We start from the raw sequence: 26,973 nt of genomic DNA on the forward strand, positions 1-26,973 counted from the left end.
GAGCGCATTAGGCACTTAAAACACGCGAAACCCTCGCCGCAGCGCCATTTCGCATGGCCTATACGCAACGTGAACCCGCGCCCGGTGGATTGTGACGCCTCGCCCGCTCTGCTAGAGTGGCTGCTATCGTCCACGCGCAGTCCGTTTACACGGCTTCAAGTGACAACAAGGACGAACTGGGAAATTAGACGGGAAATCGCATGTCGAACGCTGCACCGACCTTGTTGGTGGTCGATGATCATCCTATGGCCTTGTCTGGCACTACCGCGTTTTTGGCGGAAGTGATGCCCGACGTTGCCGTCCATGCTGCTGGAAGCGCCAAAGAAGCGTTGAATACCTTGCAGCAAGGACTCAGGCCTGACATCGTGCTGCTGGATATCTGGCTGACCGATGGTACCGGCTTCGACGCCATGCAGGCGCTCAAGACACTGGTACCCTCCGCTCGCTTTATTTTTATGTCGGCCGAGGCCACGCCTGAAATCGTGGGCCGCGCGCGCGCACTCGCCGCCTGTGGCTTCGTCGGCAAGCACCTCGACGCCAACGCATTCACCGCCGCCGTGCGCAAGGTGCTGGCAGGCGACACCTCCTTCCCGTCGGACGAAGCGCTCAATGGCCGTGCTCAATCCTTCGGGCCAGCGCACGGCATTCCGGTCACGCCGGCGGAACTGGGCCTGACGCCGCGCCAGGGTTCGGTCCTGGCGCTGGTGCTCGAGGGGCTGCCCAACAAGGTCATCGCGAGGCGGCTTGGCCTGACGGAAAACACCGTCAAGGAACACGTCTCGGCCATCCTGCAGCGGCTCGGCGTGCGCACCCGCATGCAGGTCATGTCGCGTATGGAGCGATTCCGCCTGCGCCAGTAACGCGCACCGGCGACGCCAGCTGCTCACTGGGCAGCGGCAAATAAAAATGGGCCAGCGCGTCATGCGCCGGCCCATTTTTTATGCCTTCGCCGCTCAGGCGGGCCGCAGCCAGCGCCGCAGCAACAGTCTCAATGCAGCCGGGTCGACCGGCTTGGGCAGCACGAAGTAGCCTGCCTCCTCGGCCGCAGCCAGCGCGGCGGACTTCAGATCACCCGACAAGAGCGCGCTGCGCGCCTGCGGCTGCGTGTTCTGCCAGCGCTCCAGCAGGTCCAGTCCGTTTTCGCTGCCGGGCAGGCGCAGGTCGCAGAAGATGATGTCCGGCTTAAGTCCCTGGAGGAACAGGCGGTCGGCATCCGCACCATGCGCCGCGCAGGCAACCTGGATGCCCCACGCCTCCATGAGCGCGATCCATGCCTTGCGGATCTGGGTGTCGTCGTCGACCACCAGCACGGTGCCGCGCAGGTGGTCGGGCTTGGCGTCCTCGGCCTGCGCGTTGGCCCGCACGGTACGGATGGTTGCCACGGTCTCGGCTGCCACCGGCGCCAGCGAGAACCAGAACACCGATCCCCGGCCCGGCACGGAGCGCACGCCGTAGGTGCCGCGCATCAGCCGCACGCATTCCTTGAAGATCGCCAGCCCGAGCCCCAGTCCCTGGGACGGGTCGCGCTGCGGGTTGTGCACCTGGTAATACGGCGAGAAGATGTCCGGCAGATGCTCGGGCGTAATCCCGGCTCCGGTGTCCCACACCTCCACGCGGATATGCTTGCGGCGCTCGCGCGCGGTCACCAGCACGCCGCCGCGCCGGGTATAGCGCAGGGCGTTCTGCACAAGATTGAACAGCGCGCGGCGCAGCAGCACCGGCTCGGCCATCGCGTACAGCTCTTCGGGCACGCGCGGGGTCAGGGTCAGGCCGCTTTCCCGCGCGTCGGCGGCGAACTGGCTCATGACCTCGCTGATCAGGTGGCTGAGCTCGCACGGCTCCAGCGTGGGCAGCACCTTGCGGCCCTCGAGCTTGGACAGGTCCAGCAACGAGCGGAACAGCAGGTCGATGGTCTGGGTGCCGGCGGCTACCTGCTCCACCAGCGGATGAAGCGAGGATGACTTGTTGCGGGCGCGCAGCGCCTCCACCAGCATCACCAGCGCGTGCACCGGCTGGCGCAGGTCATGGCTCGCGGCGGCAAGGAAGCGCGACTTTTCCTCGCTGGCATGCAGCGCCCTCTCCTTCTCCTCCTGGAATTGCTTGGCCAGCCTGCGGCTGTCGCTTTCCAGCTGGATGGCCCGCACCAACGTGCGCTGCAGGTTCAGGGCATGGCGCGTAAGCATGATGGCGTAGACCACCAGCAGCAACTGCACATAGGTGCCATGGCCCGGGAAGGCGTACTCGGCCAGCAGGATATTGGGCACCAGGATCGGGATACCGGCGTAGACCAGGTTGGAGGGCACCGGCGATTGCGCGGTAACGCCGCCAGCCAGCACGCCAAGCGCCAGCAGGTACAGCACGCTGGAAAAGACGGTGGAGCCGGTATAGAGATGCAGCAGCGCGGAACTGCCCCAGGTCAGGCCAGTCAGGAAGGCCATCGCGCGCATATTGGCCCACCATTTGCGCGTGTGCGCCGAGCGGCTCATGGTGGCGCTATCGCGCAGGTAGCCGAAGTAGAACCAGCTGGTGGCCGCGGTCAGCACCAGCATGACGCCGCACCAGCCCACCAGGGCGCCATGGTCGGCGGCCGACCAGAAGGCGATCGCGGTCAAAGCCGGAAGCACCACCGAGGCGACGATGGCGGTGGGGGAGACGCGATGGATGGTCGCCAGCAGCTTGGCCCGCGTTTCGGTATCGAGCGGAGGCCCTGGCGGCGGCAGGATTCGGTTTAGCAGCGCGTTCAAAGGAGGGCTGGGGGGCAGCGAGTGCGATCCGCCGTATCATGCCGCCTTTTGGGGCGCAACGCCACGGCGATGGGTCGATCCGTGCACAAAAACGCCAGTCCGGGCATGCCGGCCACCGCCGCCAGGCCAAACTTGTCCACCATTCGCCTTATAATGCTCGCTTTACCCAAACGCTTGTTGCCGTCCTCGTGAAAGTCTTCCGTGGCCTGCCCAACGCCGAAAGCCGGGCGCCTTGCGCCCTCACCATCGGCAATTTTGACGGTGTGCACCGCGGCCACCAGTCGCTGCTCGCCCGCGCGCGCGCCGCGGCGGATGCACGCGGGCTACCGCTATGCGTGATGACATTCGAGCCGCATCCGCGCGAGTTCTTCACGCCGGAAAAGGCACCAACGCGCATCGCGCTGCTGCGCGACAAGCTGGAAAGCCTGCGCCGCAACGGTGTCGACCGTGTCGTCGTCGAGCACTTCAACGCACACTTCGCCGCGCAGTCCCCGCAAGCATTCGTCGAGAACGTGCTCTGGCACGGCCTGCACACGCGCTGGCTGCTGGTCGGCGACGACTTCCGCTTTGGTGCCAGGCGCGCCGGCGATTTTACCTATCTGCAACAGGCCGGCGCGCAGTTCGGCTTCGACGTGGAGCAGATGGGCTCGGTCTCCGAAGGCGGCGTACGCATCTCCAGCTCCGCCGTGCGGCAGGCGCTGGGCGATGGTGATCTCGAACACGCGCGCCGCCTGCTTGGCCATGGCTATGCCATCAGCGGGCACGTGGTCCACGGCCGCAAGCTCGGCCGCGACCTGGGCTTTCCTACCATCAACCTGCGTATTTCCCACAAGCGGCCGGCAGTCAGCGGCATCTTTGTCGTACAGGTGCATGGACTGGCAGAGCACGCCATACCGGGCGTGGCCAGCATCGGCGTGCGCCCGACCATCGAAGATGCCGGCCGGGTGCTGCTGGAAGTGCACCTGTTCGACTTCAGGCAGAACGTCTACGGCAAGCTGGTGCGGGTCGAATTCATGAAGAAGCTGCGCGATGAAGCCCGTTTCGATGGCCTGGAGGCGCTGACCGCCGCCATTGCCAAGGACAGCGCGGACGCGCGTGCCTTCTTCGGCCTGACCGTGCCGGGCTCGCCCGAAGGCACGCCCCCGGCCGCGGGCAGCCGCGACTTCGCCACCTCCGCCACCGACCGAATTAGCTAGCGCCCCGTTCCCGCGTGGCGGGACCCGGGTCGCTACCCCAACCCGACGCCAGCCCGCGGCACCCTCCGCAGCCGGTCCACGCCGTACCGCGCGCCCGCACCCAGCCGAGCTAGTGCCGCGCGCCAACCGAATTGCCCCGAGAATCGACATGTCCAACGACAAACGCGCCAAGCCCGAAAAAAGCAAGTACCCGGTCAACCTGCTCGAGACCCCCTTCCCGATGCGCGGCGACCTGCCCAAGCGCGAGCCGCTGTGGGTCAAGCAATGGCAGGACAAGCAGCTCTACAAGAAGATCCGGGCCGCTCGCAAGGGCGCCAAGAAGTTCATCCTGCACGACGGCCCCCCGTACGCCAACGGCGACATCCACATCGGCCATGCGGTCAACAAGGTCCTCAAGGACATGATCGTCAAGGCGCGCGGCCTCACGGGGCTGGACGCCGTCTATGTGCCGGGCTGGGACTGCCACGGCATGCCGATCGAGATCCAGATCGAAAAGCAGTTCGGCAAGGGCCTGCCGGTGCAGGAAGTGCAATCGCGCGCCCGTACCTACGCCACCGAGCAGATCGCCCGCCAGAAGCTGGACTTCGAGCGCCTGGGCGTGCTGGGTGACTGGGAACATCCCTACCTGACCATGAACTACAGCAACGAAGCCGATGAGTTGCGCGCGCTGAGCAAGATCATGGAAAAGGGCTACGTGTTCCGCGGCCTGAAGCCAGTGAACTGGTGCTTCGACTGCGGCTCGGCGCTGGCCGAGGCCGAGGTCGAGTACAAGGACAAGACCGATCTGTCCATCGACGTGGGCTTCCCCTTCGCCGAAACTGACAAGCTGGCCCATGCCTTCAAGCTGCCGGCCGAGCAGCTCGCCGCCAAGCCGGGCTGGGTCGTGATCTGGACCACCACGCCCTGGACCATCCCGTCCAACCAGGCGCTGAACATGCACCCGGAAGTCGAATACGCGCTGGTCGATACCACGCGCGGCTTCCTGATCCTGGCCACCGAGCGTGTCGAAGAGCAGCTCAAGGTCTACGAGCTGGAAGGCAAGGTGCTGGCCACCGCCACCGGCGCGGCGCTGTCGGAGATCCGCTTCCACCACCCGCTGTCCAAGATGGACGCGGGCTACGACCGCCTGTCGCCGATCTACCTGGGCGACTACGTCACCACCGATACCGGCACCGGTATCGTGCACTCGGCGCCGGCCTACGGCGTCGAGGATTTCCAGTCGTGCAAGGCGCACGGCATGAACGACAAGGACATCATCAGCCCGGTCATGGGCGACGGCGTCTATGCCAGCACGCTGCCGCTGTTCGGCGGCCAGAAGATCTGGGACGCCAACCCCAAGATCGTCGAAGTGCTGAAGGCCTCGGGCAACCTGTTCAATTCGCACAAGTACACCCACAGCTACATGCACTGCTGGCGTCACAAGACGCCGATCATCTACCGCGCCACCTCGCAGTGGTTCGCGGGCATGGACGTGGATCCGGTCAATGAAGACGGCACCAACGGCCCGACCCTGCGCGAAACCGCGCTCGCCGGCATCGAGGCCACCGAGTTCTACCCGGCGTGGGGCAAGCAGCGCCTGCACAACATGATCGCCAACCGGCCCGACTGGACCCTGTCGCGCCAGCGCCAGTGGGGCGTGCCGATGGCCTTCTTCCTGCACAAGGAAACCGGCGCACTGCACCCGCGCACGCCCGAACTGCTGGAGGCAATCGCCAAGCGCGTGGAAGTGCACGGCATCGAAGCCTGGCAGACGCTCGACCCCAAAGAACTGCTGGGAGAAGAAGCCGCCATGTACGAGAAGAACCGTGACACGCTCGACGTGTGGTTCGACTCAGGCACCACGCACTGGACCGTGATCCGCGGCTCCCACCGCGAAGACCTGTACGACGCATCGGCCGACCTGCCCGACGGCCGCCTGGCTGACCTGTACCTGGAAGGCTCGGACCAGCATCGCGGCTGGTTCCATTCGTCGCTGCTGACCGCCTCGATGCTCTATGGCAAGCCGCCGTACAAGGCGCTGCTGACCCACGGCTTCACGGTGGACGGCGAAGGCCGCAAGATGTCGAAGTCAGTCGGCAACACGGTGTCGCCGCAGGACGTGTCGAACAAGATGGGCGCCGAGATCATCCGCCTGTGGGTGGCCTCGACCGATTACTCCGGCGAACTGTCGATCTCCGACGAAATCCTGAAGCGCGTGGTGGAAGGCTATCGCCGCATCCGCAACACACTGCGCTTCCTGCTGGCCAACCTGGCCGACTACGACCACGCGCAGCACGCGCTGCCGGCGTCGGAATGGCTGGAAATCGACCGCTACGCGGTGGCCCTGACCGGGCGCCTGCAACAGGAAATCCTGTCGCACTACGACGGCTACGAGTTCCACCCGGTGGTCGCCAAGCTGCAGACCTTCTGCTCGGAAGACCTGGGCGGCTTCTACCTGGACGTGCTGAAGGACCGCCTCTACACCACCGCGGCCAACTCGAAGGAACGCCGCGCCGCGCAGAACGCCGTGTACCACATCACCCAGGCGATGCTGCACTGGATGGCACCGTTCCTGTCGTTCACGGCGGAGGAGGCCTGGCAGATCTTCGGCCATGGCACCGAGCACACCGACACCATCTTCACCAGCACCTACTATGACGTGCCGGCGATCGACCAGGCCGACGACCTGCTGCAGAAGTGGCATGTGATTCGTGAAGCCCGTGCCGAAGTCACCAAGCAGCTCGAAGCGGTGCGCGTGGACGGCGAGATCGGTTCCTCGCTGCAAGCCGAAGTCACCATCCAGGCCGGTGGCCCGGTGCTGGCTGCGCTGCAGAGCCTGTCCGACGACCTGCGCTTCGTGCTGCTGACGTCCGCCGCCAAGGTAGCCCCGGCGCCGGAAGGCGGCGACCTGCTGGTCACCGTGACGCCGTCGGTGCACGCCAAGTGCGAGCGCTGCTGGCACTACCGTGCCGACGTTGGCCGCGACCCGGCCCACCCCACCCTTTGCGGGCGCTGTGACAGCAACCTGTTCGGCGCCGGTGAACACAGGAGCCACGCCTGATGGCCGCCACCACCACGCGCACCGCGCGCGGCACCAAACGCGCCAGCAGCAAGGGCACCAAGGGCAGCAACACCACCCCGTTACTGTGGATGGCGTTCGCCCTGCTGGTGATCGTGCTGGACCAGTTCTTCAAGATCGTCATCGTGCGGACCTTCGCCTATGGCGAATCCCGTCCGGTAACGCGCTTCTTCAACCTGGTGCTGGTCTATAACAAGGGCGCCGCCTTCAGCTTCCTGGCGGATGCCGGCGGCTGGCAGCGCTGGTTCTTCACCGGCCTTGGCGTGGTGGTGGGGCTGTTCATCATCTGGATGCTGTACCGCCATACCGGGCAGCGCCTGTTCTGCTTCGCGATCTCGCTGATCCTTGGCGGCGCCATCGGCAATGTGGTGGACCGCGTGGTGTACGGCCATGTGATCGACTTCCTCGACTTCTATGTGCGCAACTACCACTGGCCGGCCTTCAACGTGGCGGACTGCGCCATCACGGTCGGCGCTGTGCTGCTGATCGTGGACGAACTGCGCCGCGTTCGCCGGCACTGAGGCAACAACGGCACGCCAACCGCGCCCGCATCATGCGGGCGTTTTTCATGGTGCGGCCTGACTGGCAGGATGGCCGCGCGCAAGGCGCGTTGTCAGCGCCGCCAACGCGCGCGCGGGCAAGCCGGTATTATTGACGTTTATCCGGCACGGCGGGCGGCAAGCGCTGCCGCCTGCCGCGACAACCGGACAACCGGACAACCGGACAACCACTTCAAGCGAAGAGCATATCCATGGATCTGCGAGGCAAGCATCTCGTCCTTGGCCTGACCGGCGGCATCGCCTGCTATAAATCGGCCGAACTGGTTCGCCTGCTGACCAAGGCCGGCGCCACCGTGCAGGTGGTCATGACCGAAGGCGCGACCCAATTCATCACGCCGGTGACCATGCAGGCACTCTCCGGGCGCACGGTCTTCACCTCCCAATGGGACGCACGCGTGGGCAACAACATGGCCCATATCGATCTCTCGCGCGAAGCCGACGCCATCCTCGTCGCGCCCGCCTCCACCGACTTCCTCGCCAAGCTGACGCACGGCCTGTGCGACGACCTGCTGACCACCCTGTGCATCGCCCGCAACTGTCCGTTGCTGGTAGCACCGGCCATGAACCTGCAGATGTGGCAGGCGCCCGCCACCCAGCGCAACGCCGCGCAGTTGCGCAAGGACGGCGTAACCCTGCTGGGCCCCGGCAGCGGCGATCAGGCGTGCGGCGAAGTCGGCGACGGCCGCATGCTGGAGCCATCGGAACTGCTTGCCGACATCATCGCGTTCTTCCAGCCCAAGCCGCTGGCCGGGCGGCGCGTGGTCATCACGGCCGGCCCCACCTTTGAAGCCATCGACCCGGTGCGCGGCATTACCAACCGTTCCTCAGGCAAGATGGGATTTGCCATCGCGCGCGCGGCCCGCGAGGCCGGCGCCGACGTAGTGCTGGTGGCTGGCCCGACGGGCCAGCCCACGCCGCGCGGCGTGGCCCGCACCGACGTGGAAAGCGCGCGGCAGATGCACGATGCGGTGATGGCGGGCTTGCCAGGCGCCGATGTGTTTATTGCGGTCGCGGCGGTGGCGGACTGGCGTCCCGCCGAAGTCGCCAGCCAGAAGCTGAAGAAGGCCAACGATAGCGACACGCCGACGCTGCACTTCGTGCAGAACCCGGACATCCTCGCCGCCGTGGCGGCAATGCCGAACGCGCCCTATTGCGTGGGCTTTGCCGCCGAGAGCGAAAAGCTCGAGCAGTATGGCGAGCAAAAGCGCCAGCGCAAGAACGTGCCGCTGCTGGTGGGCAATATCGGCCACCACACGTTCGGCATGGACGACAACGAGATCGTGCTGTTCGATGCCCAAGGCATGACCCGCCTGCCGCGCGCCGACAAGCTGACGCTGGCGCGCAACCTGGTCGCGGCCATCGCCCAGCGCCTGCCCGCGCGCCGTTGAGTCCGCGCGCCCAGCCCTCCGAACATTACCCGGCCCCGACCCTCGACATGTCTGCAAGCAACCCCAAACTGCGCCTCTCCGTACTCGACCAGAGCCCGGTCATCGCCGGCCATAATGCGCGCGATGCGCTGGCCGCCACCGTGGAACTGGCGCAGGCCGCCGATGCGCTGGGCTACACCCGTTACTGGTGCGCCGAGCACCACGGGCTGCGCGGCGTGTGCAATCCGGCGCCGGAAGTCATGCTGGCGCGCCTGGGCAGCGTAACCAAGCGCATCCGGCTGGGCTCGGGCGGCGTCATGCTGCCTTACTACAGCCCCTTCAAGGTGGCGGAACAGTTCCGCATGCTGGAGGGCCTGTTCCCGGGCCGCATCGATCTTGGCGTGGGGCGCGCGCCGGGCGGCGACATGCGGACCGCGCAGGCGGTGGCCATGGGCCAGTACAACCGGGGCGACCAGTTCGAGGAGCAGGTGCGGGACCTGTCCTGGCTGTTCCGTGGCGAGATGCCGCCCGGCCATATCGCCGAGGGCGTTGTGCTGCAGCCCGAGATCGATACGCGGCCGCAGCTGTGGGTGCTGGGATCCAGCGACTTCGGCGGCGCCCTGGCGGCGCGCCTGGGGCTGCGCTTTGCCTTTGCCCACTTTATCAATCCGCATGTGGGGCACGCCGTCGCACAGCAGTACCGCCGCGATTTCGAAGCAGGCTATGACGAGCAGCCTTATAGCGCGGCGGCGATCTTCGTGATCTGCGCGGACACCGAGGCCGAGGCGGCGGCGCTGGAGCGTGCCGTGGACCTGCGCCGGCTGCAGATGGCCTATGGCGTCAACGCGCCGATCCCCTCGCTCGCGCAGGCCGCGCAGCACGAGCTCAGCGAGCGCGACCGGCTGATCGTCGAGCGCGAGCGCCCGCGCACCATTTGCGGCACGCCTGAACAGGTGGCGCAGCGCATGCTGGCCCTGCGCGAGCGCTTCCTTGCCGACGAACTGGTGGTGCTGAGCGTGGCCGCCAGCTACGCGGCGCGGCTGCGCACCTACGAGCTGCTGGCGCAGGCGTTCGACCTGTCGGGCGACTAAGGGCTCCTAAGGGCCACTAAGGGCGGCCGGGGGGCGACCAAGCTCGGCTATCATCTCGGGTTGCCAACGTTTTAGTTTTCCCCGGACCGACCAGCCATGACATTCGAAGCCAACCCCACCGTCGAAATCAAGGTGCTTGACGCACGCCTGCATGAATGGGGCCTGCCGGCTTACCAGAGCGATATGGCGGCGGCAATCGACCTGCACGCCTGCCTGGACGCCGCGCTCACCATCGAGCCGGGCACGCCGGCGCAACTGGTGCCTGCCGGCATCTCCGTGCACATGGGCAACCCCTACATGGCGGCCACCATCGCGCCGCGCTCTGGCCTGGGCCACAAGAAAGGGCTGGTGCTGGGCAACTCGATCGGCGTGATCGACGCCGACTACCAGGGCCCGATCATGGTGAGCGTGTGGAACCGCAATGCGCCCGGCACCGAGCCGATCGTGATCCAGCCGGGCGAGCGCATCGCGCAGATGATGTTCGTGCCGGTGCTGCGGCCCGTGTTCAAGACCGTGGAAGTGTTTTCCGAAGACACCGTGCGGGGTGCGGGCGGCTTCGGCTCAACCGGCGTGCATCACGCCAAGAGCGGCAGCTAGGCGGGAAAGACGGCGCGCTTGACGATACTGCGTTAGCGCGCCTGCTCGAACAGCAGTGCCACGCCGCCTGCCAGCGAGGCAGGAATCAGGCTCTCATCGGGCCCCAGGTCGAGCGCCCCCACGCGCGCCTCACGCCAGCCGCGGCGGGCCGCGGCCAGGTCGCTGGTGCGCAGCCGGATGGCGGCGTACCCAGGCACGGCACGGCGCACATGCTCGGTGCCGGTCGCGGCGGCAAGCGCCTGCGGCGTGGTCACCACCAGCGTGGCGCCATCCAGTGCCAGGCTGCAGATGTGATCGCTCAGTTGCGTCATCTCGCCGCCGGTCAGTTCGGCATAGGCACGCCCGGCAGCCTCCACCAGGGACGGCGCCACCACCAGGAACATCGTAGCGATGCCCACGGCGCCGTTGGCATGCGTGGTCCATTCCGGACGCCACAGCAGCTCCGGCGTGCGGTGTTCGCAGATGAAAAAGCGCGCGCCCGGCGCATCGTCGATCGCGGCGACGCGGAAGGTCGCGGGATGCTCCGTGCCATCGTCCAGCCGCACCGGCCGCGAGAACTCGATCGGGTCCGAAGTGTGCCAGCCGCCACCGCGCAGCTGCGCCGCTGCGGTGAACGTATCGCTGCTCTTGCAGGACAGCCCCGCGCAGCCGCCCCCGGCCTGCTGCGCATCCCAGTAATACTGCCGCGTCGGGCTTGGCGCGGTGACATGCAGCAGCTCAAGATAGTCGCGCGTCAGCATGACGCAATGGTTCTGCGAGCCGAGCGTGTGGTAACCGCGCGGCGTCAGCGTGAAGCCAAACCCGCGCCAGGCTTGCGCCGCAGCGTCAAGGTCGGGGCACACCATCACGGCGTGGTCTAGCGGTTCCATCGTCATCGCACCCTCTCGCTTCAATTCTCGCGTCAATCGAACTGGATATTGGCCTTGCGCGCCACCGCCTGCCATTTGTCGTGCTCGTGGCGTACCAGGCTGGCCAGTTCGGCGGGGCTGCCGCCCACGATCTCGAAGCCCTGCATGGCCAGCGCATCCACCACGCGCTGCTGCCGCAACGACTGAACCAAGGCATCGTGCAGGCGCGCCACGGTCGGCTCCGGCAATCCGGCCGGGCCAAACACGCCGATCCATGAATAGGCTTCAAAACCGCGATAGCCTTGCTCGGCCACGGTTGGCAACTGCGGGAACTGGCGCAGGCGGGTGGTGCCGGTCACGCCAAGCAGCTTGATCGTCTTGGCTGCCACATGCGCCTGCACCGCTGCATAACTGGAGAAAAATATGTCGACTTCATTGGACAGAACAGCCTGCACCGCCGGGCCGCCACCTTTGTACGGCACGTGGAGAAAGCGCACCCCGGCCTCGGTCGCCAGCGCCTCGGCGGCGAGCTGGTTAAGGCTGCCGATGCCGGAAGACGCATAGTGGATGCTCTCCGGCTTCTGCCGCGCCATGGCGACCAACTCCTTCACGTTGGACGCCGGCAACGACGGGTTAGCCGCGATCACCAGTGGAAAACGCACCAGTTGCGAGATCGGCGTGAAGTCGCGGAAGGTATCGTAGGGCAGGTTCTTGTACGCAAACGGGTTGATGGCATGGGTGTCGAATGCCATCAATAGCGTGCTGCCATCCGGCTTGGCCCGGGCCACGGTGCTCGAAGCAATGAGGCCGCCGGCGCCTGGCTTGTTGTCGATCACCACCGTCTGGCCGAGCCCGCTCTTCAGGCCGGGCTGAAGCTGGCGTGCGACGATATCGACGCTGCCTCCCGGAGGGAATGGCAACACCATGGCGATAGGGCGGCCGGACGCGCCTGTCGTGGCGTCGCCAACCAGGGCAGCCAGGCCAGGCACGGGAATCAGGGGCATCGCGCCAACGGGCAACGATTTGAGCAGCAGGCGGCGCAGCCGCGAGCGTTGGGATTGGGACATCGGGTACTCAGACGGATGGCGGGCGCACAGCTGCGGTGCGTAGCCGCACCCGGCCAAAACAAAAAGGGCGGCATCGCTGCCGCCCTGTATTTTGCCCGAGGATAGCACGAATTGCAGGCAAGGTCCGCTCTGCCTGCCCCTCGCGCTTTGCCCTAGACTTCCGCTTTCTCGTTTTCCGGCGCTTCCGGCGGTTCCTCGGCTGCCTCGGCAAAGTCCAGCTTGATCTGGTCCTGCTCGTCGAGATCCACCACCACCCGGCCACCGGACACCAGCTTGCCGAACAGGAGTTCGTCAGCCAGCGCCTTGCGGATCAGGTCCTGGATCAGGCGCTGCATCGGCCGCGCGCCCATCAGCGGGTCGAAACCCTTCTTGGCGAGGAACTTGCGCAGGTGGTCGCTGAAGCTGGCTTCCACCTTCTTCTCGTGAAGCTGCTCCTCAAGCTGCATCAGGAACTTGTCGACCACGCGGAGGATGATTTCCTCGTCGAGCGAGCGGAAGCTGATGATGGCATCCAGCCGGTTACGGAACTCCGGCGTGAACATGCGCTTGATGTCGACCATCTCGTCGCCCTGCTCGCGCGAGGACGTGAAGCCGATGGTGGCGCGGTTCATGGTTTCCGCTCCCGCGTTGGTGGTCATGATGATGATCACGTTGCGGAAGTCGGCGCGGCGGCCATTGTTATCGGTCAGCGCGCCATGATCCATCACCTGCAGCAGGATATTGAAGATATCCGGATGCGCCTTCTCGATTTCGTCCAGCAGCAGCACGCAGTGCGGCTTCTTGGTGACGGCCTCGGTCAGCAGGCCGCCCTGGTCAAAGCCCACATATCCCGGCGGCGCGCCGATCAGCCGGCTCACCGCATGGCGTTCCATGTATTCGGACATGTCGAAGCGCAGCAGCTCGATGCCCATGATGAAGGCAAGCTGCTTGGCCACTTCGGTCTTGCCCACCCCGGTCGGGCCGGAGAACAGGAAGGAGCCGATCGGCTTGTCCGTCTTGCCCAGGCCCGCACGCGACATCTTGATGGCCGAAGCCAGCGCCTCGATGGCCGGCTCCTGGCCGAACACCACCGATTTCAGGTCGCGATCCAGGGTCTGCAGCTTGCTGCGGTCATCCTGGTTGACGCTCTGCGGCGGGATGCGCGCGATGCGCGAAACGATGTCCTCGATCTCGCCCTTGCCGATGGTCTTCTTCTGCTTGGACTTGGGCAGGATGCGCTGGGCTGCACCGGCCTCATCGATCACATCGATGGCCTTGTCCGGCAGGTGGCGGTCGGTGATGAAGCGCGCCGACAACTCGGCCGCCGCAGTCAGCGCCGCTGCCGCGTACTTGACGCCATGGTGCTCTTCGAAGCGCGACTTCAGGCCACGCAGGATCTGCACGGTCTGGTCGACCGACGGCTCCACCACGTCGATCTTCTGGAAACGGCGCGACAGGGCCGCGTCCTTCTCGAAGATGCCTCGGTATTCAGTGAAGGTGGTCGCGCCGATGCACTTGAGCTGGCCCGACGACAGTGCCGGCTTGAGCAGGTTGCTGGCGTCCAGCGTCCCGCCCGAAGCGGCGCCCGCGCCGATCAGCGTGTGGATCTCGTCGATGAACAGGATCGCGTTCGGGTTGTCCTTGAGCGACTTCAGCACGCCCTTGAGGCGCTGCTCGAAGTCCCCACGGTACTTGGTGCCGGCCAGCAGGGCGCCCATGTCGAGCGAGTACACGACCGCCTTCTCGAGGATGTCGGGCACTTCGTTCTTGGTGATGCGCCAGGCCAGGCCTTCGGCGATCGCGGTCTTGCCGACGCCCGCCTCGCCCACCAGCAGCGGGTTGTTCTTGCGCCGGCGGCACAGCACCTGGACCACCCGCTCGACCTCGCTCTCGCGGCCGATCAGCGGATCGATCTTGCCGGCCTTGGCCAGCGTGTTCAGGTTCTGGGTGAACTGCTCGAGCGGGCTCTCCTTGCCATCACCGCCTTCGCCCTCGGCCGTGCCGTCGCCATGCTTGGCGGGCTCGGCCTGGTCCTTGCGGATGCCATGGCTGATGAAATTGACCACATCCAGCCGGGTCACGCCCTGCTGCTGGAGGTAGTACACCGCGTGCGAGTCCTTCTCGCCAAAGATCGCCACCAGGACGTTGGCCCCGGTTACTTCCTTCTTGCCGTTGGAAGTGGACTGGACATGCATGATGGCGCGCTGGATAACGCGCTGGAAGCCCAGCGCAGGCTGGGTATCCACCTCGTCGGTACCAGGCACCACGGGCGTGTTGTCCGCGATGAAGTTCTTCAGACTGGTGCGCAAATCCTCAATATTGGCTGCGCAGGCGCGCAAGACTTCCGCTGCCGTGGGGTTGTCAAGCAACGCCAGTAGCAGGTGCTCCACGGTTATGAACTCGTGGCGTGCCTGCCGGGCTTCAACAAACGCCATGTGCAGGCTGACTTCCAATTCTTGCGCAATCATGCTTCCTCCATCACGCACTGCAACGGATGACCCGCCTGCCGTGCGTGGGTTGACACCAGCTCGACCTTCGTTGCCGCGATATCCCTGGTATAGATGCCGCAGACCCCCTTACCCTCCCGGTGGACGGTCAACATGATCTGCGTTGCCGTCTCCCGGTCCCTGCTGAAATACTGCTGCAGGATCATCACGACGAACTCCATCGGGGTGAAGTCGTCATTCAGCAGCAACACCTTGTACATGGCGGGCGGTTTGAGCGCCTGCTCTTTCCGCTCCAGTACGGTGCCTGCTTCGCGTTGTGGGACATTTGCCAGCCGTGTAGCCATGGCTTTATTCTAACCCTTACGCACAACTCTGCAATTTGGGGAAAAGACACCGGATTCAAGAGGCCGATGCAGCGGCCATCCAGATTCCGTGGACGCCGAAGGCATCCGGGTTCACTCGTGGGTCACTTGGACGGGAGGGCGCACGGCTTCCCGGTGCGCCCTTTCCCTCCAAAATACCATCTACAGCCGTTCCTTTCCCGCCACACCCTACCGGGAGTGGGGAATCTGCCAACTTGACAGTGCGCAGGTTTGACAGAAGAATCGTTCGCACATTCACGTCTGGTTACGCGAGCCAAGCAATCATCCGGACTGAGTGATCCGTGAGCAGGGAGGCCCACGAATCCAGCGGCGGCGAGTCAGCACATCAAACTGGCCGCCACGCGGTGCCCGCACAGTCGTACCTTTGCGCCCGACCCGGTTCCATCCGGGCAGCGCGCAAGAACACTAGCCGGGCGCCCACTGGCCGCGGCGCTTTCCCCCGCTCGTATCCTGCTTTTTTTGTTGGGGGAGTTTATGGCAAGCGGTATCGTCAAATGGTTCAATGACGCCAAGGGCTTTGGGTTCATCAAGCCGGACGACGGCGAAGAAGAACTGTTTGCGCACTTTTCGGCCATCCAGATGAATGGCTTCAAGACCCTGAAAGAGGGTCAGCGCGTATCCTTCGAAATCATCCAGGGCCCCAAGGGCAAACAAGCCACCAATATCCAGGATAACGCCTGAAGATTCGGTGCGCGGCCGCACCAGCCGTTAGAGCTTGAGGCGGCCACGACAGGATGCGGGGGATCACCCCCGGAACGGGATCGGCCTGCCCCGCCCCAAAGCACGCAGGCTGAACAGCAGCACGTAACGCATCCGATAAAAAGCCCGGTCAGGTCAATGCCGGGCTTTTTGTTTGCTCGCTGGTCGCGCCTTTTAGCCTGCCACCTCGATTCCTCATTGATTTCCGGTCGTTTTTGTCGCTCTTTGGTGGCTTTTTGGACAATTTTGGCTGTTTCCGCACATACAAACGCCCCGAAATGTACGTCATTAGGCGCGAAATATCTTGCCCTCCAGTGCCGGCACTATCCAGCCAGTAGATCAACAGGAAGTCGCCGCCAACGTGGCATTCGCGATGGTCGGCCCAGCCGCCCATGAGCGCATGGTCCAGCCACTCGGGCCCGAACGGCGCGCCGTCGGCCTGTGGAGGGATGGCTAAGCACTTACATCGAGATTGCCGATTATGGCGGCAGCGCTCGTCTGCCGTGGGGGTAAGTGACGGGCCGCCCAGGAATCCGCGAGTAGGAAGGTGCCGATGAAGAACGCCACCCCTACGCAATAGGAGGCAATGATGCGCCACCGCCCAGGAGCACGTAGAACAAGCGCTAGCAACACAAGCACCAGGCCAATCAGAGCCAGGAGACAAGCCAGACCAAGTGCGGCGCCGGCAACCGCCACCAGAGGGCCGGTCGTCACCTGGTCGATGGTTGTTATCGGCGTAGCTACTGTGTAGGCGCCAAAGGCCACGCCCAGGAGCGCTAGGCCGATACTGATGCAGTCCACGGCGCGTGCAAGCCTGCCACTGGCCCGTTTCATCGGAGCCCCTCGTCAGCGACTCGCTGCGCCAGGGCGGTCCAACGCCGCGGGCTGTCTGGCATTACATGCGCATAGTAGAAATGCCCTTCCCCTTTGTTTGCAATCATTTGTTTGCCGAGCAGCGGTGCCGCCACGACAAGCTCTGCCCATGGCATGCCGGCGTAAATCGGATCTCCATGTTCAGTCAGATTGATTACAGTGGTCTTGCGAATACCCTTGTGGCTACGCAGATCGGCGAGAAACCCTGCCTCGATAGGTGACCCCACCAAGACGAGATGATCAATCACGTGCCCGGCACGAGCATATGACCATGCCGTCTGAGCCGCTAGCAGTGACCCATAGCTGTAACCTATCAGATTGAATTGGGGAGCCTCTGCCGCCATGCCGCTTGTGATTGTCCATTCCCCGTCATCGCGTGAGCGGATGGCCAGACCGGACCGAATGGCATCGAGCAACGTGCCCGCAAATGCATAGCTCGTGCCCTTGGGAAGATCGGCAGTCACCGAGTTTGTAAGGCCAGCAAAGCAGTGGGTAACCCCGGCCTTCCGGAATGCCTCGAGTTGCGGCCGCACGTAGCCTCCATCCAGTCCGGCCCCACCCCAATACAGAGTCCCGCGAGGCCGCAGCAGATAGAACTTCACGGGCGCGCGCTTCTCAACCGGAGTCAATGGAATTTGTATCGTCTTGATTGGTTGCATCAGGCATCCTCCCCAAAAATCTCCAGCGTCATGGTCGCTGCGGTATCGCTCGAAATGCGCTCGGTCATACCGCTGTCATCCGTTCGCGCCTCGATCGATCCGCCATCGCCTGTGAGGCGGTAGCGCCGGTGTGCCAGGGGTTGGCCGGAGTTTTCGTCCAGAAGTTGCACCTGTTGGTCGTAACGGGGGTTAGAGGCCAAGAAGGGCGCTGCGGGGAAATCCGTTGTGCCCGCGATAGCTTCCTGCACGCTTGCCATTCCAGCGCTCTCGGCTTCGTCGTCGCACCAAGTCTCGCCGGCGAGAGTGGCGATAATGCGCGGATGTGTCGGGCACTTGCAGAGCACGATATCGCCATCAGCCGCCGTCTCGCCCATGAAGCTAATACGTCTCGGTCCGCCAGCCTTTGCAATGATGCCGGTGGTCTTGCAGGCTTCGCAGAAGGCTTGCCCACCGATAAGCGCTACCTGGTGGCCGGCACCGTCGCCAATGGTGAAAACTGGCCCGTCATACGGGAGGATGACGCCATCTGGTGAAAGCCTGTCGCCCACACACGCAACTCTGCGCATCATGGTTTGGCCTCCCAAATTGCGCTCAACTGCTTCACGTCGTGCATACGTTCTCCCATGGACTGATTGATAGGCGTTTGGAGCCCCCCTATTTATGCGCGATACAGCACTAAAATCAATCGGACATTTCTGCAAGTGCGGAGAGCATCTTCCTTATGCGTCCTATTCGGTCTCTTTCATGTCGACCTGGCTGCACCCTTGCCGGGTAGTCCCTCCTGGTACGACGGGATGAAAAAAAACCCCGGCGAAGGTTGAGTCGCCGGGGTTTCGGTTCAGGCTGAGACGGCCCGAACTACGATTACATATTGTCGATCATCACCTGTCCAAAGCCCGAGCACGACACCTGTGTCGCGCCTTCGAGCAGGCGGGCGAAGTCATAGGTGACCTTCTTCGACAGGATGGACTTCTCCATCGAGGAGATGATCAGGTCGGCGGCTTCGGTCCAGCCCATGTGGCGCAGCATCATTTCCGCGGAGAGGATTTCGGAACCCGGGTTCACATAGTCCTTGCCGGCGTACTTTGGCGCGGTGCCGTGGGTGGCTTCGAACATGGCCACGGAATCCGACAGGTTGGCGCCCGGGGCAATGCCAATGCCGCCAACCTGGGCCGCCAGCGCGTCGGAGATGTAGTCACCGTTCAGGTTCAGCGTGGCGATCACCGAATATTCGGCCGGGCGCAGCAGGATCTGCTGCAGGAAGGCGTCGGCGATGGCGTCCTTGATGACGATTTCGCGGCCGGTCTTCGGGTTCTTGAACTTGCACCACGGGCCGCCGTCGATCAGCTCGGCGCCGAATTCCTGCTGTGCCAGCTCGTAGGCCCAGTCACGGAAGCCACCTTCGGTGAACTTCATGATGTTGCCCTTGTGCACGATGGTCACCGACGGCTTGTCGTTGTCGATCGCGTACTGGATGGCCTTGCGCACCAGGCGCTTGGTGCCTTGCTTGGAGACCGGCTTGACGCCAATGCCCGAGGTATCCGGGAAACGGATCTTCTTCACTCCCATTTCGTTCTGCAGGAAGGCGATCAGCTTCTTGGCCTGGTCGCTTTCCGCTTCCCATTCAATTCCGGCGTAGATGTCTTCCGAGTTCTCGCGGAAGATCACCATGTCGATCTTTTGCGGCTCGCGCACCGGCGAGGGCACGCCCTTGAAGTACGCCACCGGGCGCAGGCAGACGTACAGGTCCAGTTGCTGGCGCAGCGCCACGTTGAGCGAGCGGATGCCGCCGCCGACCGGCGTGGTCAGCGGGCCTTTGATGGACACCACGTAGTCCTTGAGGACTTCCAGGGTTTCTTCAGGCAGCCACACGTCAGGGCCATACACCTTGGTCGACTTCTCGCCGGCGTAGATCTCCATCCAGGAGATCTTGCGCTTGCCACCGTAGGCCTTGGCCACGGCTGCATCGACCACCTTGATCATCACCGGGGTGATATCCAGGCCCGTACCGTCGCCTTCGATGAATGGAATGATCGGATTGTCCGGAACATTCAGCGAAAAATCCTGGTTGACCGTGATCTTTTCGCCGGCCGGAACCTTGATGTGTTGATACATGACGTCTCCAGTACGGAACGGGGGGTTGCAACGAGCCGCCGGATTCGTGACCAGACGGCGAGATTTGGGTGGCGCGCGGGCATTTTAACGGCGATTGGCGCGCAGGCGATGCCGCTGCGCACCACGCGCGGACTGCCCGGCTATGCGTCACACGCATACAGGTCTTATATAAGACATAAGACCGTTTCGTATTATGCAGCAAAATTTCATGATCCGCCATCCTGGCCGGCCCCGCGCCGCCCGGCCAGGGCTGCGGCATACTGACACCCCATACTGAAGCCATTCAAGCGCCCACCCGCGCGCCAGACTCCAATACTCTCGATGACGCTGATCGCACTGAACAAACCCTTCGGCACCATGAGCCAGTTCTCCGCGCACCCGTCGCGCCCAACGCTCGCCGACTGCGTGCAGCGGCCTGGCGTATATCCGGCGGGAAGGCTCGATGCCGACAGCGAAGGCCTGCTGCTGCTGACCGATGATGGCATCCTGCAGGCGCGCATTGCCGATCCGCACCACAAGCTGCCCAAGACGTATCTGGCCCAGGTCGAAAACGTGCCCGGCGAAGCCGCCCTGGCGCATCTGCGCAATGGCGTCGACCTCGGAGACTTCCGCACGCTGCCGGCGCGAGCGCGCTGCATCGATGAGCCAGATTTTCTGTGGCCACGCCATCCGCCGGTGCGATTTCGCGCCGCCATCCCGACCCAATGGCTGGAACTCGAGATCCACGAGGGCAAGAACCGCCAGGTGCGCCGCATGACCGCGGCGGTGGGATTTCCGACCTTGCGCCTGGTGCGCGTGCAAATTGGCAGGCTCGACCTGCGCACGCTCGGACTCGCGCCGGGGCAGTGGTGCGAAATCGACCCGAGCGCGCTCGGTCTGGAAGCCGTAGCCGTAACCGCGCCACGCCCCCGCGCGATCGGGCGCGGGCGTGGACCGGGGACGGCGACAAGCCCGGCGGAGCGGCGCCACGCACGCCCTCGCGCAAGAAGTTACAAATATTAACAAGTCGCGGGTCAACGGCTCACCGCCTCGTTTCGTTTTTGACACTGACACGTCGCATACGAGTCAACTCTTCCGAATCGATTTACCTTCGAGGTAGTTAAGCATGAACAAACTGATCGCTGCTCTGGTTGCCGGCCTGTTCGCCACCGGCGTTTTCGCCCAAGCCGCCGCACCCGCACCGGCAGCCCCGGCTGCTGCAGCGCCTGCCGCCGAAGCACCGGCTGCAAAGCCCGCGACGAAGAGCACCAAGAAGTCCAAGAAGCACGCTCACAGCAAGACCAAGGCTGCTCCGGCTGCCAAGGCTGACGCTGCTGCAACGAAGTAAGAGTTTGCAGGCAGGCCAGGCTTTGCGCCCGGCAAGCAAGGCAGGTTGCCCGCAGGGTGCCTGCCTTTTTTCTTGCTCGCGATAGTAAGGCCCGCTGCAACGAAGTGGAATATTTGTCAGTGCCGCTCGCGCGGTAGCTGCGCTATGCTGGCGGCTGTCCCGAACCCGTCATTCGCCGCTCCAACTCATGCGTCCTTCGCTCAAGAACCTGCTCGTCAGCGGCTGCACCCTCGCCGCCATGGCCACCGCCTGTGCCCAGTCCCCGGCCAGCCTGCCGGTCAGGCAACTCACCGCTGGCATGTACGCGATCAAGGCGGAAATCGCCGCCACGCCGGAAGCCCGCGAGCTCGGCCTGATGTACCGCAAGACCATGCCCGCCAACGAGGGCATGCTGTTCGTGTTCGAAGAAAAAGCCGGACACTGCTTCTGGATGAAGAATACCGACCTGCCCCTGTCGATCGCCTTCCTGGCCGATGACGGGTCCATCGTCAATATCGAAGACATGGCGCCCCAGACCGAGGACAACCACTGCCCGCGCGCGGCCGTACGCTACGCGCTGGAGATGAACAAGGGCTGGTTTGCGCAGAAGGGCCTGAAGGCCGGCGCGAAGATCGGCGGCCTGCCGCAGGCGCGCTAAAGAAAAAGCAGGCCGCGGCAGCATGGCTGCCACGCCTGCCGGCGACGCGATCAGTCGCGGAAGTTGTTGAAGTCCAGCGGCGCTTCGGGGACGTCCTTGCGCAGCAGCGCGATCACGCTCTGGAGATCGTCGCGCTTGGTCCCCGTGACTCGCACCGCGTCACCCTGGATGCTGGCCTGCACCTTGATCTTGCTGTCCTTGATCATCTTGACGATCTTCTTCGACAGGTCGCCAGTGACGCCTTTCTTGATGGTGATGACCTGCTTGACCTTGTCGCCTCCGATGCGCTCGGTCTTGCCGTAGTCGAGGAAGCGCACGTCGACATTGCGCTTGGCCATCTTGCTGATCAGCACATCCTTGACCTGGCCGAGCTTGAAATCGTCATCGGCGAACGCGGTGAGCTCGTTCTCCTTGTGCTCGACCCGCGAATCCGAACCCTTGAAGTCAAAACGGTTCGTGATTTCCTTGTTGGCCTGCTCGACCGAGTTCTTCACCTCGATCATGTTCGCTTCGCACACTACGTCAAACGACGGCATTGCATTCTCCTTGTCTTGCTGCGTGTTGCTTGTTGCTTGTTGCCTGTACCGGGCGCGCGCCGGCTGGCGGCGGCGCTTACGTATAATCCAGCCTACCCTGCAGTCCGGTGCCGTCGACCCCGGCGGGCCGCTTCACCTTTCCCTTGCATGGCAGATTTCCTCGAATTTTATCCCCTGCGCCGCCACAATACATTCGGATTCGACGTGCGCGCGCGCTTTGCGGTGCATGTGCGCAGCGAAGCCGACCTGCTGGCCGCCCTGGCCGATCCCCGCGCGCAAGGCCTGCCGCTGGTGGTGCTCGGCGGCGGCAGCAATGTGGTCCTTACGCAGGACCTCGACGCGCTGGTACTGCTGATGGAGATTCCAGGCTACGCGGTGGCCTCGGCGGATGCCGCCCACCTGGTGACGGCAGGTGCCGGCGAGAACTGGCACGCGCTGGTCTGCCGCACGATCGCCGACGGCCTTCCGGGGCTGGAAAACCTGGCTCTGATCCCCGGCACCGCGGGCGCGGCGCCAATCCAGAACATCGGCGCCTACGGCGTGGAGCTGCGCGAGCGCTTCGACAGCCTGCGCGCGTTCGACCGCCATCGCGGCGAATTCGTCCACCTGACGCTGGAGCAATGCCGGTTCGCCTACCGGGACAGCCTGTTCAAGCGTGAGGGGCGGGGCCGCTACATCATCACTGCAGTCACCCTGCGCCTGCCGCTGCCGTGGCAGCCAGTGCTGGGCTATGCGGAACTGGCGCGCGAGCTGGCGCAAGATCCTGCGGCGCATCCCACGGCAGAGCGCATCCGCGACGCGGTGATCGCGATCCGCTCGCGCAAGCTGCCCGATCCGGCCCAGGTCGGCAATGCCGGCAGCTTCTTCAAGAACCCGGTGGTGGGCGCCGAACAGCGCGACGCGCTGCTGGTCCGGTATCCCAACCTGGTCAGCCATGCCCAGCCCGACGGCAGCTACAAGCTGGCAGCCGGCTGGCTGATCGACCAGTGTGGGTTCAAGGGGGTCAGCGACGGCCCGGTGGGCGTCTATGGCAAGCAGGCGCTGGTACTGGTGCACCACGGCGGCGGCACCGGGCAGGCGCTGCTGGCGCTGGCGCACCGCATCGCCGATGCGGTACAAGTCCGCTTCGGCGTGCGAATCGAACCCGAGCCGGTGGTGCTTTAACCCGTCCGGGCTGCCGTTCTCAACCGAAATGGCAGACGTAGTCCAGCGTTTCGGTCACTTCGATATCGAAGCTGCTGTCGCCGGGCACATTGAACTGCTGGCCAGCGCCATAGGTTTGCCACTGGTCTTCGCCAGCCAGCTTGACACAGCACACGCCGCCATTGATTTCCATGATCTCCGGGGCGCCGGTGTTGAAGGTCAGCGCAGCGGGGAAGATCACGCCCAGCGTCTTGCGGGTGCCGTCCGGGAACAGCACGGTGTGGCTCACGCACTTGCCGTCGAAGTACAGGTTGGCTTTCTTGACGACGGATACGTTGTCGAACTGGCTCACGCTATTTCTCCTTGATGCTCTTGGTTCTGGATGACTGAATCGGGAATACCGGAGGGCAAGTCGGCGCAAAAAAGGGGCCATGACGGCCCCTCTTCTGTTGCATGCCTGCGGTCTGGCTTACTCGCCGCGCTGGCGGCGAGCGTTTTCGGCGATGCGCATGCGCAGCGCGTTCAGCTTGATGAAGCCGCCGGCGTCGGCCTGGTTGTAGGCGCCGCCGTCGTCGTCGAAGGTCGCGATGGTCTTGTCGAACAGCGTGTCCTTGGAGTCGCGGGCGACCACGATCACATTGCCCTTGTACAGCTTGACGCGGACCCAGCCGTTGACCTTGGCCTGGGTGTGGTCGATCAGCACTTGCAGCGCGCGGCGCTCCGGGCTCCACCAGTAGCCGTTGTAGATCAGGCTGGCGTAGCGCGGCATCAGGTCGTCCTTCAGGTGAGCCACTTCGCGGTCGAGCGTGATCGACTCGATAGCGCGGTGGGCCTTCAGGATGATGGTGCCGCCAGGGGTTTCGTAGCAGCCACGGCTCTTCATGCCGACGTAGCGGTTTTCCACCAGGTCGAGGCGGCCGATCCCGTGCTTGCCGCCCAGGCGGTTCAGCTCGGTCAGCACTTCAGCCGGGGTCATGCGCTTGCCGTTCAGGCCAACGATGTCGCCGCCCTCGAACTCGACGTCCAGGTACTCGGCCGCGTCCGGTGCGTTCTCCGGCGACACGGTCCAGCGCCACATGTCTTCTTCGGCCTCGGCCTTGGGGTCTTCCAGGTGGCGGCCTTCGAAGGAGATGTGCAGCAGGTTGGCGTCCATCGAGTACGGGGCGCCGCCCTTCTTGTGCTTCATGTCGATTTCGATGCCGGCCTTTTCAGCATAGGCCAGCAGCTTCTCGCGCGACAGCAGGTCCCACTCGCGCCACGGGGCGATGACCTTCACGCCCGGCTCGAGGCCGTAGTAACCCAGCTCGAAGCGAACCTGGTCGTTGCCCTTGCCGGTGGCGCCGTGCGACACGGCGTCAGCGCCAGTGCTGCGCAGGATCTCGATCTGGCGCTTGGCGATCAGCGGACGCGCGATCGAGGTGCCGAGCAGGTACTCGCCTTCATAGACGGCGTTGGCGCGGAACATCGGGAAGACGAAATCGCGCACGAACTCTTCGCGCAGGTCGTCGATGAAGATGTTTTCCGGCTTGATGCCGAACTTGAGCGCCTTCTGGCGGGCAGGTTCGAGTTCCTCGCCCTGGCCGATGTCGGCGGTAAAGGTGACCACCTCGCACTGATAGGTGTCTTGCAGCCACTTCAGGATCACCGAAGTGTCCAGCCCGCCGGAGTAGGCGAGCACGACTTTCTTGATATCGCTCATGTTCGACTCGATGCGAAAAGTAAGCGCGGCCGGCCACTAAGCCAGTCACGCGAGAAAAAGGGACGCGGAAAAACCGCTATTTTGACACGTCCGCCCCGGCTTGGGCGGCACTTGGAGATCCGGGCAAGCATGCCGGCACCGGATTGGCGCACCGCATGTGCACCAATCGTGGCGCCGGCCCGCCTGCGGTCAGTAACGCCCGCAGAGCAGGTATTCCATCAGCGCCTTCTGCACGTGCAGGCGGTTCTCAGCCTCTTCCCAGACCACGCTCTTGGGGCCGTCGATCACGGCGGCCTCGACTTCCTCGCCGCGATGGGCAGGCAGGCAGTGCATGAACAGGGCATCGTCGCCAGCGCGATCCATCATGGCGGTAGTCACCATCCAGTTCTGGAAGGCGCGCTTGCGCGCGTCGTTCTCGGCCTCATAGCCCATGCTGGTCCACACGTCGGTGGTGACCAGGTCGGCACCCTGGCAGGCGGTCAGCGGATCGTCGAACACCTTGACCAGATGCGCAGCCGTTGCCGGCACCATGGCCGGATCGAGCTGGTAGCCGGGAGGCGCGGAGAAATGGAACGTGAAGCCGAGGCGCTCTGCCGCCTGGATCCAGGTGTAGGCCATATTGTTGGCATCACCGATCCATGCGACGGTCTTGCCGCGGATGCTGCCACGCTGCTCGATGTACGTGAAGACATCGGCCAGCACCTGGCAGGGATGGTATTCGTTGGTCAGCCCGTTGATCACCGGCACGCGCGAATGCGCGGCGAAACGCTCGATGATTTCCTGGCCGAAGGTGCGGATCATGATGATATCGACCATGCGCGAGATCACCTGCGCCGCATCCTCGATCGGCTCGCCGCGCCCCAGCTGGGAGTCGCGGGTGTTGAGGAAGACGGCATGGCCACCGAGCTGGTGGATGCCGGCCTCGAACGACAAGCGCGTACGAGTCGAGTTTTTCTCGAAGATCATGGACAGCGTGCGGTCGTGCAGCGGATGCCATGTCTCGTAGTTCTTGAACTTGGTCTTCAGAATCCGTGCGCGGTCCAGCAGGTACTCGTACTCGTCGGGAGTCAGGTCGCTGAACTGGAGGTAATGCTTGATCGAAGTTGGGCTCATAAAACAAAGAAGGCGGCTCGGTGGTGGCATGCCGCCATGAAGGGTTCATGACCTGGCCATGCCGCGGAGCCGCCTTTCGCGTCGCTTACGCAATTTAACTGTAAGAATCATAAGGGATTATTGTGGCTTTGGCGAGCATGCACGGCGCGTCGCCCGGCACGGAGCCTTATGCGCGAGTCTTATATAAGATATAATACCGGCTGATTCACGCGGGGCCCGGCATACCCATGCCACCGCCCGCTGCCGGCATCAAAAGTGCCCCCGCCGACACCGACGCCCCCGCCGCCACGGCCGGAATGAAACGAACTAATTGTTTCCTGGCCGCGTCAAACGGGCTTCCGTTTGGTCAGTCTGGCGGGTTTACCGTCGAGTCACCCGTCTTATCCCCGCAGTCTCATGAATCCCACAGTTCGCGAATACTTTATCCAAGGCATCACCAAGGAAGGCAAGACCTTCCGCCCAAGCGACTGGGCTGAACGACTGTGCGGCGTGATGGCGCAATTCCGCCCCGAAGGCGACACCGGCGACCCCCGCATTACTTACTCGCCTTACGTGCGGCCAGTGATAGCCGGCGGATTGAAGAGCGTGGTGGTCGATGCGCGGCTGCGCGACATCGAGCCCAAAGCGCTCGACTTCGTGCTCAACTTCGCCCGCGACAACAACCTGCAACTGGTCGAAGCCTGCTCGCTGGAGTGAGCTCGCACGGAAGCGGCTGCGGCGTGGCCGCAGCTAGCCGCACGCCATCGGGACAGGCGCCAGCACAAGGTACAAAGCAAAAAAAGCTCGTCAAATGACGAGCTTTTTTATCGGCCGGACCAGCCTAAGACGACCCAAC

26 protein-coding genes are annotated in these 26,973 nt (G+C 64.2%); 13 read left to right on the forward strand and 13 right to left on the reverse strand.

Annotated features, from left to right (window positions below; all coding sequences use genetic code 11):
* Positions 1–200: 200 nt before the first annotated feature.
* Positions 201–860 (forward strand): response regulator, encoded by a 660-nt coding sequence (locus F7R26_RS16975; protein WP_043349302.1) that lies wholly within the window; start codon positions 201–203, stop codon positions 858–860.
* A 93-nt stretch (positions 861–953) separates the two neighbouring features.
* On the opposite strand, the gene F7R26_RS16980 is transcribed toward F7R26_RS16975, so the two are convergent.
* Positions 954–2,744, reverse strand: a complete 1,791-nt coding sequence (locus F7R26_RS16980) for a hybrid sensor histidine kinase/response regulator (protein ID WP_150986009.1) — start codon at positions 2,742–2,744, stop codon at positions 954–956.
* 188 nt (positions 2,745–2,932) lie between these two features.
* Here F7R26_RS16980 and F7R26_RS16985 point away from each other — a divergent pair, with 188 nt between their 5' ends.
* The 6 genes from F7R26_RS16985 to dut all read left to right on the forward strand — a co-directional run bounded on the left by F7R26_RS16985 (position 2,933) and on the right by dut (position 10,613).
* Positions 2,933–3,940 carry a bifunctional riboflavin kinase/FAD synthetase gene (locus tag F7R26_RS16985; RefSeq protein WP_150986008.1) on the forward strand — a complete coding sequence of 336 codons (1,008 nt, stop codon included), beginning with the start codon at positions 2,933–2,935 and terminating at the stop codon, positions 3,938–3,940.
* 148 nt (positions 3,941–4,088) lie between these two features.
* On the forward strand, positions 4,089–6,980 hold the full coding sequence (gene ileS, locus F7R26_RS16990; protein ID WP_150986007.1) for an isoleucine--tRNA ligase: 2,892 nt from the start codon (positions 4,089–4,091) through the stop codon (positions 6,978–6,980).
* The gene (gene lspA / locus F7R26_RS16995; protein ID WP_150986006.1) at positions 6,980–7,519 is read left to right on the forward strand and encodes a signal peptidase II; all 540 of its coding nucleotides are present in this window, start codon (positions 6,980–6,982) and stop codon (positions 7,517–7,519) included. The genes ileS and lspA overlap by 1 nt, the downstream gene beginning before the upstream one ends.
* 230 nt (positions 7,520–7,749) lie before the next feature.
* Entirely contained in the window at positions 7,750–8,946 is a 1,197-nt protein-coding gene (gene coaBC / locus F7R26_RS17000; RefSeq protein ID WP_150986005.1) for a bifunctional phosphopantothenoylcysteine decarboxylase/phosphopantothenate--cysteine ligase CoaBC, read from the forward strand.
* A 47-nt stretch (positions 8,947–8,993) separates the two neighbouring features.
* Entirely contained in the window at positions 8,994–10,016 is a 1,023-nt protein-coding gene (locus tag F7R26_RS17005) for an LLM class flavin-dependent oxidoreductase (protein WP_150986004.1), read from the forward strand.
* Between the two features lie 96 nt (positions 10,017–10,112).
* Entirely contained in the window at positions 10,113–10,613 is a 501-nt protein-coding gene (gene dut / locus F7R26_RS17010) for a dUTP diphosphatase (protein WP_006157522.1), read from the forward strand.
* Positions 10,614–10,645: 32 nt separating this feature from the next.
* On the opposite strand, the gene F7R26_RS17015 is transcribed toward dut, so the two are convergent.
* From F7R26_RS17015 to clpS, 4 genes are all read right to left on the reverse strand, one after another.
* The gene (locus tag F7R26_RS17015; RefSeq protein WP_150986003.1) at positions 10,646–11,488 is read right to left on the reverse strand and encodes a VOC family protein; all 843 of its coding nucleotides are present in this window, start codon (positions 11,486–11,488) and stop codon (positions 10,646–10,648) included.
* 26 nt (positions 11,489–11,514) lie between these two features.
* A complete protein-coding gene (locus tag F7R26_RS17020) occupies positions 11,515–12,528 on the reverse strand; it encodes a Bug family tripartite tricarboxylate transporter substrate binding protein (protein WP_150986002.1) in 1,014 nt (337 codons plus the stop codon).
* 152 nt (positions 12,529–12,680) lie between these two features.
* Positions 12,681–14,975 carry an ATP-dependent Clp protease ATP-binding subunit ClpA gene (clpA, locus tag F7R26_RS17025; RefSeq protein ID WP_150986001.1) on the reverse strand — a complete coding sequence of 765 codons (2,295 nt, stop codon included), beginning with the start codon at positions 14,973–14,975 and terminating at the stop codon, positions 12,681–12,683.
* Entirely contained in the window at positions 14,972–15,298 is a 327-nt protein-coding gene (clpS, locus tag F7R26_RS17030; protein WP_006157525.1) for an ATP-dependent Clp protease adapter ClpS, read from the reverse strand. The genes clpA and clpS overlap by 4 nt, the downstream gene beginning before the upstream one ends.
* 513 nt (positions 15,299–15,811) lie before the next feature.
* Here clpS and F7R26_RS17035 point away from each other — a divergent pair.
* Positions 15,812–16,018, forward strand: coding sequence for a cold-shock protein (locus F7R26_RS17035; protein ID WP_150986000.1), 207 nt, complete (start codon positions 15,812–15,814; stop codon positions 16,016–16,018).
* A gap of 148 nt (positions 16,019–16,166) precedes the next feature.
* On the opposite strand, the gene F7R26_RS41470 is transcribed toward F7R26_RS17035, so the two are convergent.
* The 4 genes from F7R26_RS41470 to icd all read right to left on the reverse strand — a co-directional run bounded on the left by F7R26_RS41470 (position 16,167) and on the right by icd (position 19,683).
* Positions 16,167–16,634, reverse strand: coding sequence for a type II toxin-antitoxin system mRNA interferase toxin, RelE/StbE family (locus F7R26_RS41470; RefSeq protein WP_277820348.1), 468 nt, complete (start codon positions 16,632–16,634; stop codon positions 16,167–16,169).
* A gap of 232 nt (positions 16,635–16,866) precedes the next feature.
* Positions 16,867–17,568, reverse strand: a complete 702-nt coding sequence (locus F7R26_RS17045; protein WP_150985999.1) for a thioesterase domain-containing protein — start codon at positions 17,566–17,568, stop codon at positions 16,867–16,869.
* Positions 17,568–18,137, reverse strand: coding sequence for a PAAR domain-containing protein (locus tag F7R26_RS17050; RefSeq protein ID WP_150985998.1), 570 nt, complete (start codon positions 18,135–18,137; stop codon positions 17,568–17,570). The genes F7R26_RS17045 and F7R26_RS17050 overlap by 1 nt, the downstream gene beginning before the upstream one ends.
* Positions 18,138–18,432: 295 nt before the next feature.
* Positions 18,433–19,683 carry an NADP-dependent isocitrate dehydrogenase gene (gene icd, locus F7R26_RS17055; protein WP_043349336.1) on the reverse strand — a complete coding sequence of 417 codons (1,251 nt, stop codon included), beginning with the start codon at positions 19,681–19,683 and terminating at the stop codon, positions 18,433–18,435.
* 321 nt (positions 19,684–20,004) lie between these two features.
* Between icd and F7R26_RS17060 the strand changes: the two genes are divergently transcribed.
* From F7R26_RS17060 to F7R26_RS17070, 3 genes are all read left to right on the forward strand, one after another.
* Positions 20,005–20,685: a pseudouridine synthase gene (locus F7R26_RS17060; RefSeq protein ID WP_150985997.1), complete on the forward strand. Its 681-nt coding sequence runs from the start codon at positions 20,005–20,007 to the stop codon at positions 20,683–20,685.
* Positions 20,686–20,788: 103 nt separating this feature from the next.
* Positions 20,789–21,010, forward strand: coding sequence for a hypothetical protein (locus tag F7R26_RS17065; RefSeq protein ID WP_150985996.1), 222 nt, complete (start codon positions 20,789–20,791; stop codon positions 21,008–21,010).
* A 187-nt stretch (positions 21,011–21,197) separates the two neighbouring features.
* Positions 21,198–21,647 carry a DUF192 domain-containing protein gene (locus F7R26_RS17070; protein ID WP_150985995.1) on the forward strand — a complete coding sequence of 150 codons (450 nt, stop codon included), beginning with the start codon at positions 21,198–21,200 and terminating at the stop codon, positions 21,645–21,647.
* A gap of 50 nt (positions 21,648–21,697) precedes the next feature.
* On the opposite strand, the gene F7R26_RS17075 is transcribed toward F7R26_RS17070, so the two are convergent.
* Positions 21,698–22,183, reverse strand: a complete 486-nt coding sequence (locus F7R26_RS17075) for a YajQ family cyclic di-GMP-binding protein (protein ID WP_006157531.1) — start codon at positions 22,181–22,183, stop codon at positions 21,698–21,700.
* Between the two features lie 147 nt (positions 22,184–22,330).
* On the opposite strand from F7R26_RS17075, the gene murB reads away from it, so the two are divergent.
* Complete coding sequence (gene murB / locus F7R26_RS17080) at positions 22,331–23,347, forward strand: UDP-N-acetylmuramate dehydrogenase (RefSeq protein ID WP_150985994.1); 1,017 nt, start codon at positions 22,331–22,333, stop codon at positions 23,345–23,347.
* Positions 23,348–23,366: 19 nt separating this feature from the next.
* Here the strand turns inward: murB and ppnP are convergent, their stop codons facing one another.
* The 3 genes from ppnP to argF all read right to left on the reverse strand — a co-directional run bounded on the left by ppnP (position 23,367) and on the right by argF (position 26,138).
* A complete protein-coding gene (ppnP, locus tag F7R26_RS17085; RefSeq protein WP_150985993.1) occupies positions 23,367–23,678 on the reverse strand; it encodes a pyrimidine/purine nucleoside phosphorylase in 312 nt (103 codons plus the stop codon).
* A 117-nt stretch (positions 23,679–23,795) separates the two neighbouring features.
* Entirely contained in the window at positions 23,796–25,025 is a 1,230-nt protein-coding gene (locus F7R26_RS17090; protein WP_035867543.1) for an argininosuccinate synthase, read from the reverse strand.
* 189 nt (positions 25,026–25,214) lie between these two features.
* Positions 25,215–26,138: an ornithine carbamoyltransferase gene (gene argF, locus F7R26_RS17095; protein ID WP_043349360.1), complete on the reverse strand. Its 924-nt coding sequence runs from the start codon at positions 26,136–26,138 to the stop codon at positions 25,215–25,217.
* 396 nt (positions 26,139–26,534) lie between these two features.
* Here argF and F7R26_RS17100 point away from each other — a divergent pair, with 396 nt between their 5' ends.
* Positions 26,535–26,834 (forward strand): DUF3579 domain-containing protein, encoded by a 300-nt coding sequence (locus tag F7R26_RS17100; protein WP_043349364.1) that lies wholly within the window; start codon positions 26,535–26,537, stop codon positions 26,832–26,834.
* The last annotated feature ends 139 nt before the right edge of the window (positions 26,835–26,973 follow it).

The organism is Cupriavidus basilensis (genome assembly GCF_008801925.2).
Taxonomy (GTDB): domain Bacteria; phylum Pseudomonadota; class Gammaproteobacteria; order Burkholderiales; family Burkholderiaceae; genus Cupriavidus; species Cupriavidus basilensis.

Bases quoted from the DNA above. Each gene is read 5' to 3' on its own strand.
- F7R26_RS16975 (WP_043349302.1), top strand. From the start codon at position 201: ATGTCGAACGCTGCACCGACCTTGTTGGTGGTCGATGATCATCCTATG.
- ileS (WP_150986007.1), top strand. From the start codon at position 4,089: ATGTCCAACGACAAACGCGCCAAGCCCGAAAAAAGCAAGTACCCGGTC.
- lspA (WP_150986006.1), top strand. From the start codon at position 6,980: ATGGCCGCCACCACCACGCGCACCGCGCGCGGCACCAAACGCGCCAGC.
- coaBC (WP_150986005.1), top strand. From the start codon at position 7,750: ATGGATCTGCGAGGCAAGCATCTCGTCCTTGGCCTGACCGGCGGCATC.
- F7R26_RS17005 (WP_150986004.1), top strand. From the start codon at position 8,994: ATGTCTGCAAGCAACCCCAAACTGCGCCTCTCCGTACTCGACCAGAGC.
- dut (WP_006157522.1), top strand. From the start codon at position 10,113: ATGACATTCGAAGCCAACCCCACCGTCGAAATCAAGGTGCTTGACGCA.
- F7R26_RS17015 (WP_150986003.1), bottom strand. From the start codon at position 11,488: ATGACGATGGAACCGCTAGACCACGCCGTGATGGTGTGCCCCGACCTT.
- F7R26_RS17020 (WP_150986002.1), bottom strand. From the start codon at position 12,528: ATGTCCCAATCCCAACGCTCGCGGCTGCGCCGCCTGCTGCTCAAATCG.
- clpA (WP_150986001.1), bottom strand. From the start codon at position 14,975: ATGATTGCGCAAGAATTGGAAGTCAGCCTGCACATGGCGTTTGTTGAA.
- clpS (WP_006157525.1), bottom strand. From the start codon at position 15,298: ATGGCTACACGGCTGGCAAATGTCCCACAACGCGAAGCAGGCACCGTA.
- F7R26_RS17035 (WP_150986000.1), top strand. From the start codon at position 15,812: ATGGCAAGCGGTATCGTCAAATGGTTCAATGACGCCAAGGGCTTTGGG.
- F7R26_RS17045 (WP_150985999.1), bottom strand. From the start codon at position 17,568: ATGCAACCAATCAAGACGATACAAATTCCATTGACTCCGGTTGAGAAG.
- F7R26_RS17050 (WP_150985998.1), bottom strand. From the start codon at position 18,137: ATGATGCGCAGAGTTGCGTGTGTGGGCGACAGGCTTTCACCAGATGGC.
- icd (WP_043349336.1), bottom strand. From the start codon at position 19,683: ATGTATCAACACATCAAGGTTCCGGCCGGCGAAAAGATCACGGTCAAC.
- F7R26_RS17060 (WP_150985997.1), top strand. From the start codon at position 20,005: ATGACGCTGATCGCACTGAACAAACCCTTCGGCACCATGAGCCAGTTC.
- F7R26_RS17065 (WP_150985996.1), top strand. From the start codon at position 20,789: ATGAACAAACTGATCGCTGCTCTGGTTGCCGGCCTGTTCGCCACCGGC.
- F7R26_RS17070 (WP_150985995.1), top strand. From the start codon at position 21,198: ATGCGTCCTTCGCTCAAGAACCTGCTCGTCAGCGGCTGCACCCTCGCC.
- F7R26_RS17075 (WP_006157531.1), bottom strand. From the start codon at position 22,183: ATGCCGTCGTTTGACGTAGTGTGCGAAGCGAACATGATCGAGGTGAAG.
- murB (WP_150985994.1), top strand. From the start codon at position 22,331: ATGGCAGATTTCCTCGAATTTTATCCCCTGCGCCGCCACAATACATTC.
- F7R26_RS17090 (WP_035867543.1), bottom strand. From the start codon at position 25,025: ATGAGCGATATCAAGAAAGTCGTGCTCGCCTACTCCGGCGGGCTGGAC.
- argF (WP_043349360.1), bottom strand. From the start codon at position 26,138: ATGAGCCCAACTTCGATCAAGCATTACCTCCAGTTCAGCGACCTGACT.
- F7R26_RS17100 (WP_043349364.1), top strand. From the start codon at position 26,535: ATGAATCCCACAGTTCGCGAATACTTTATCCAAGGCATCACCAAGGAA.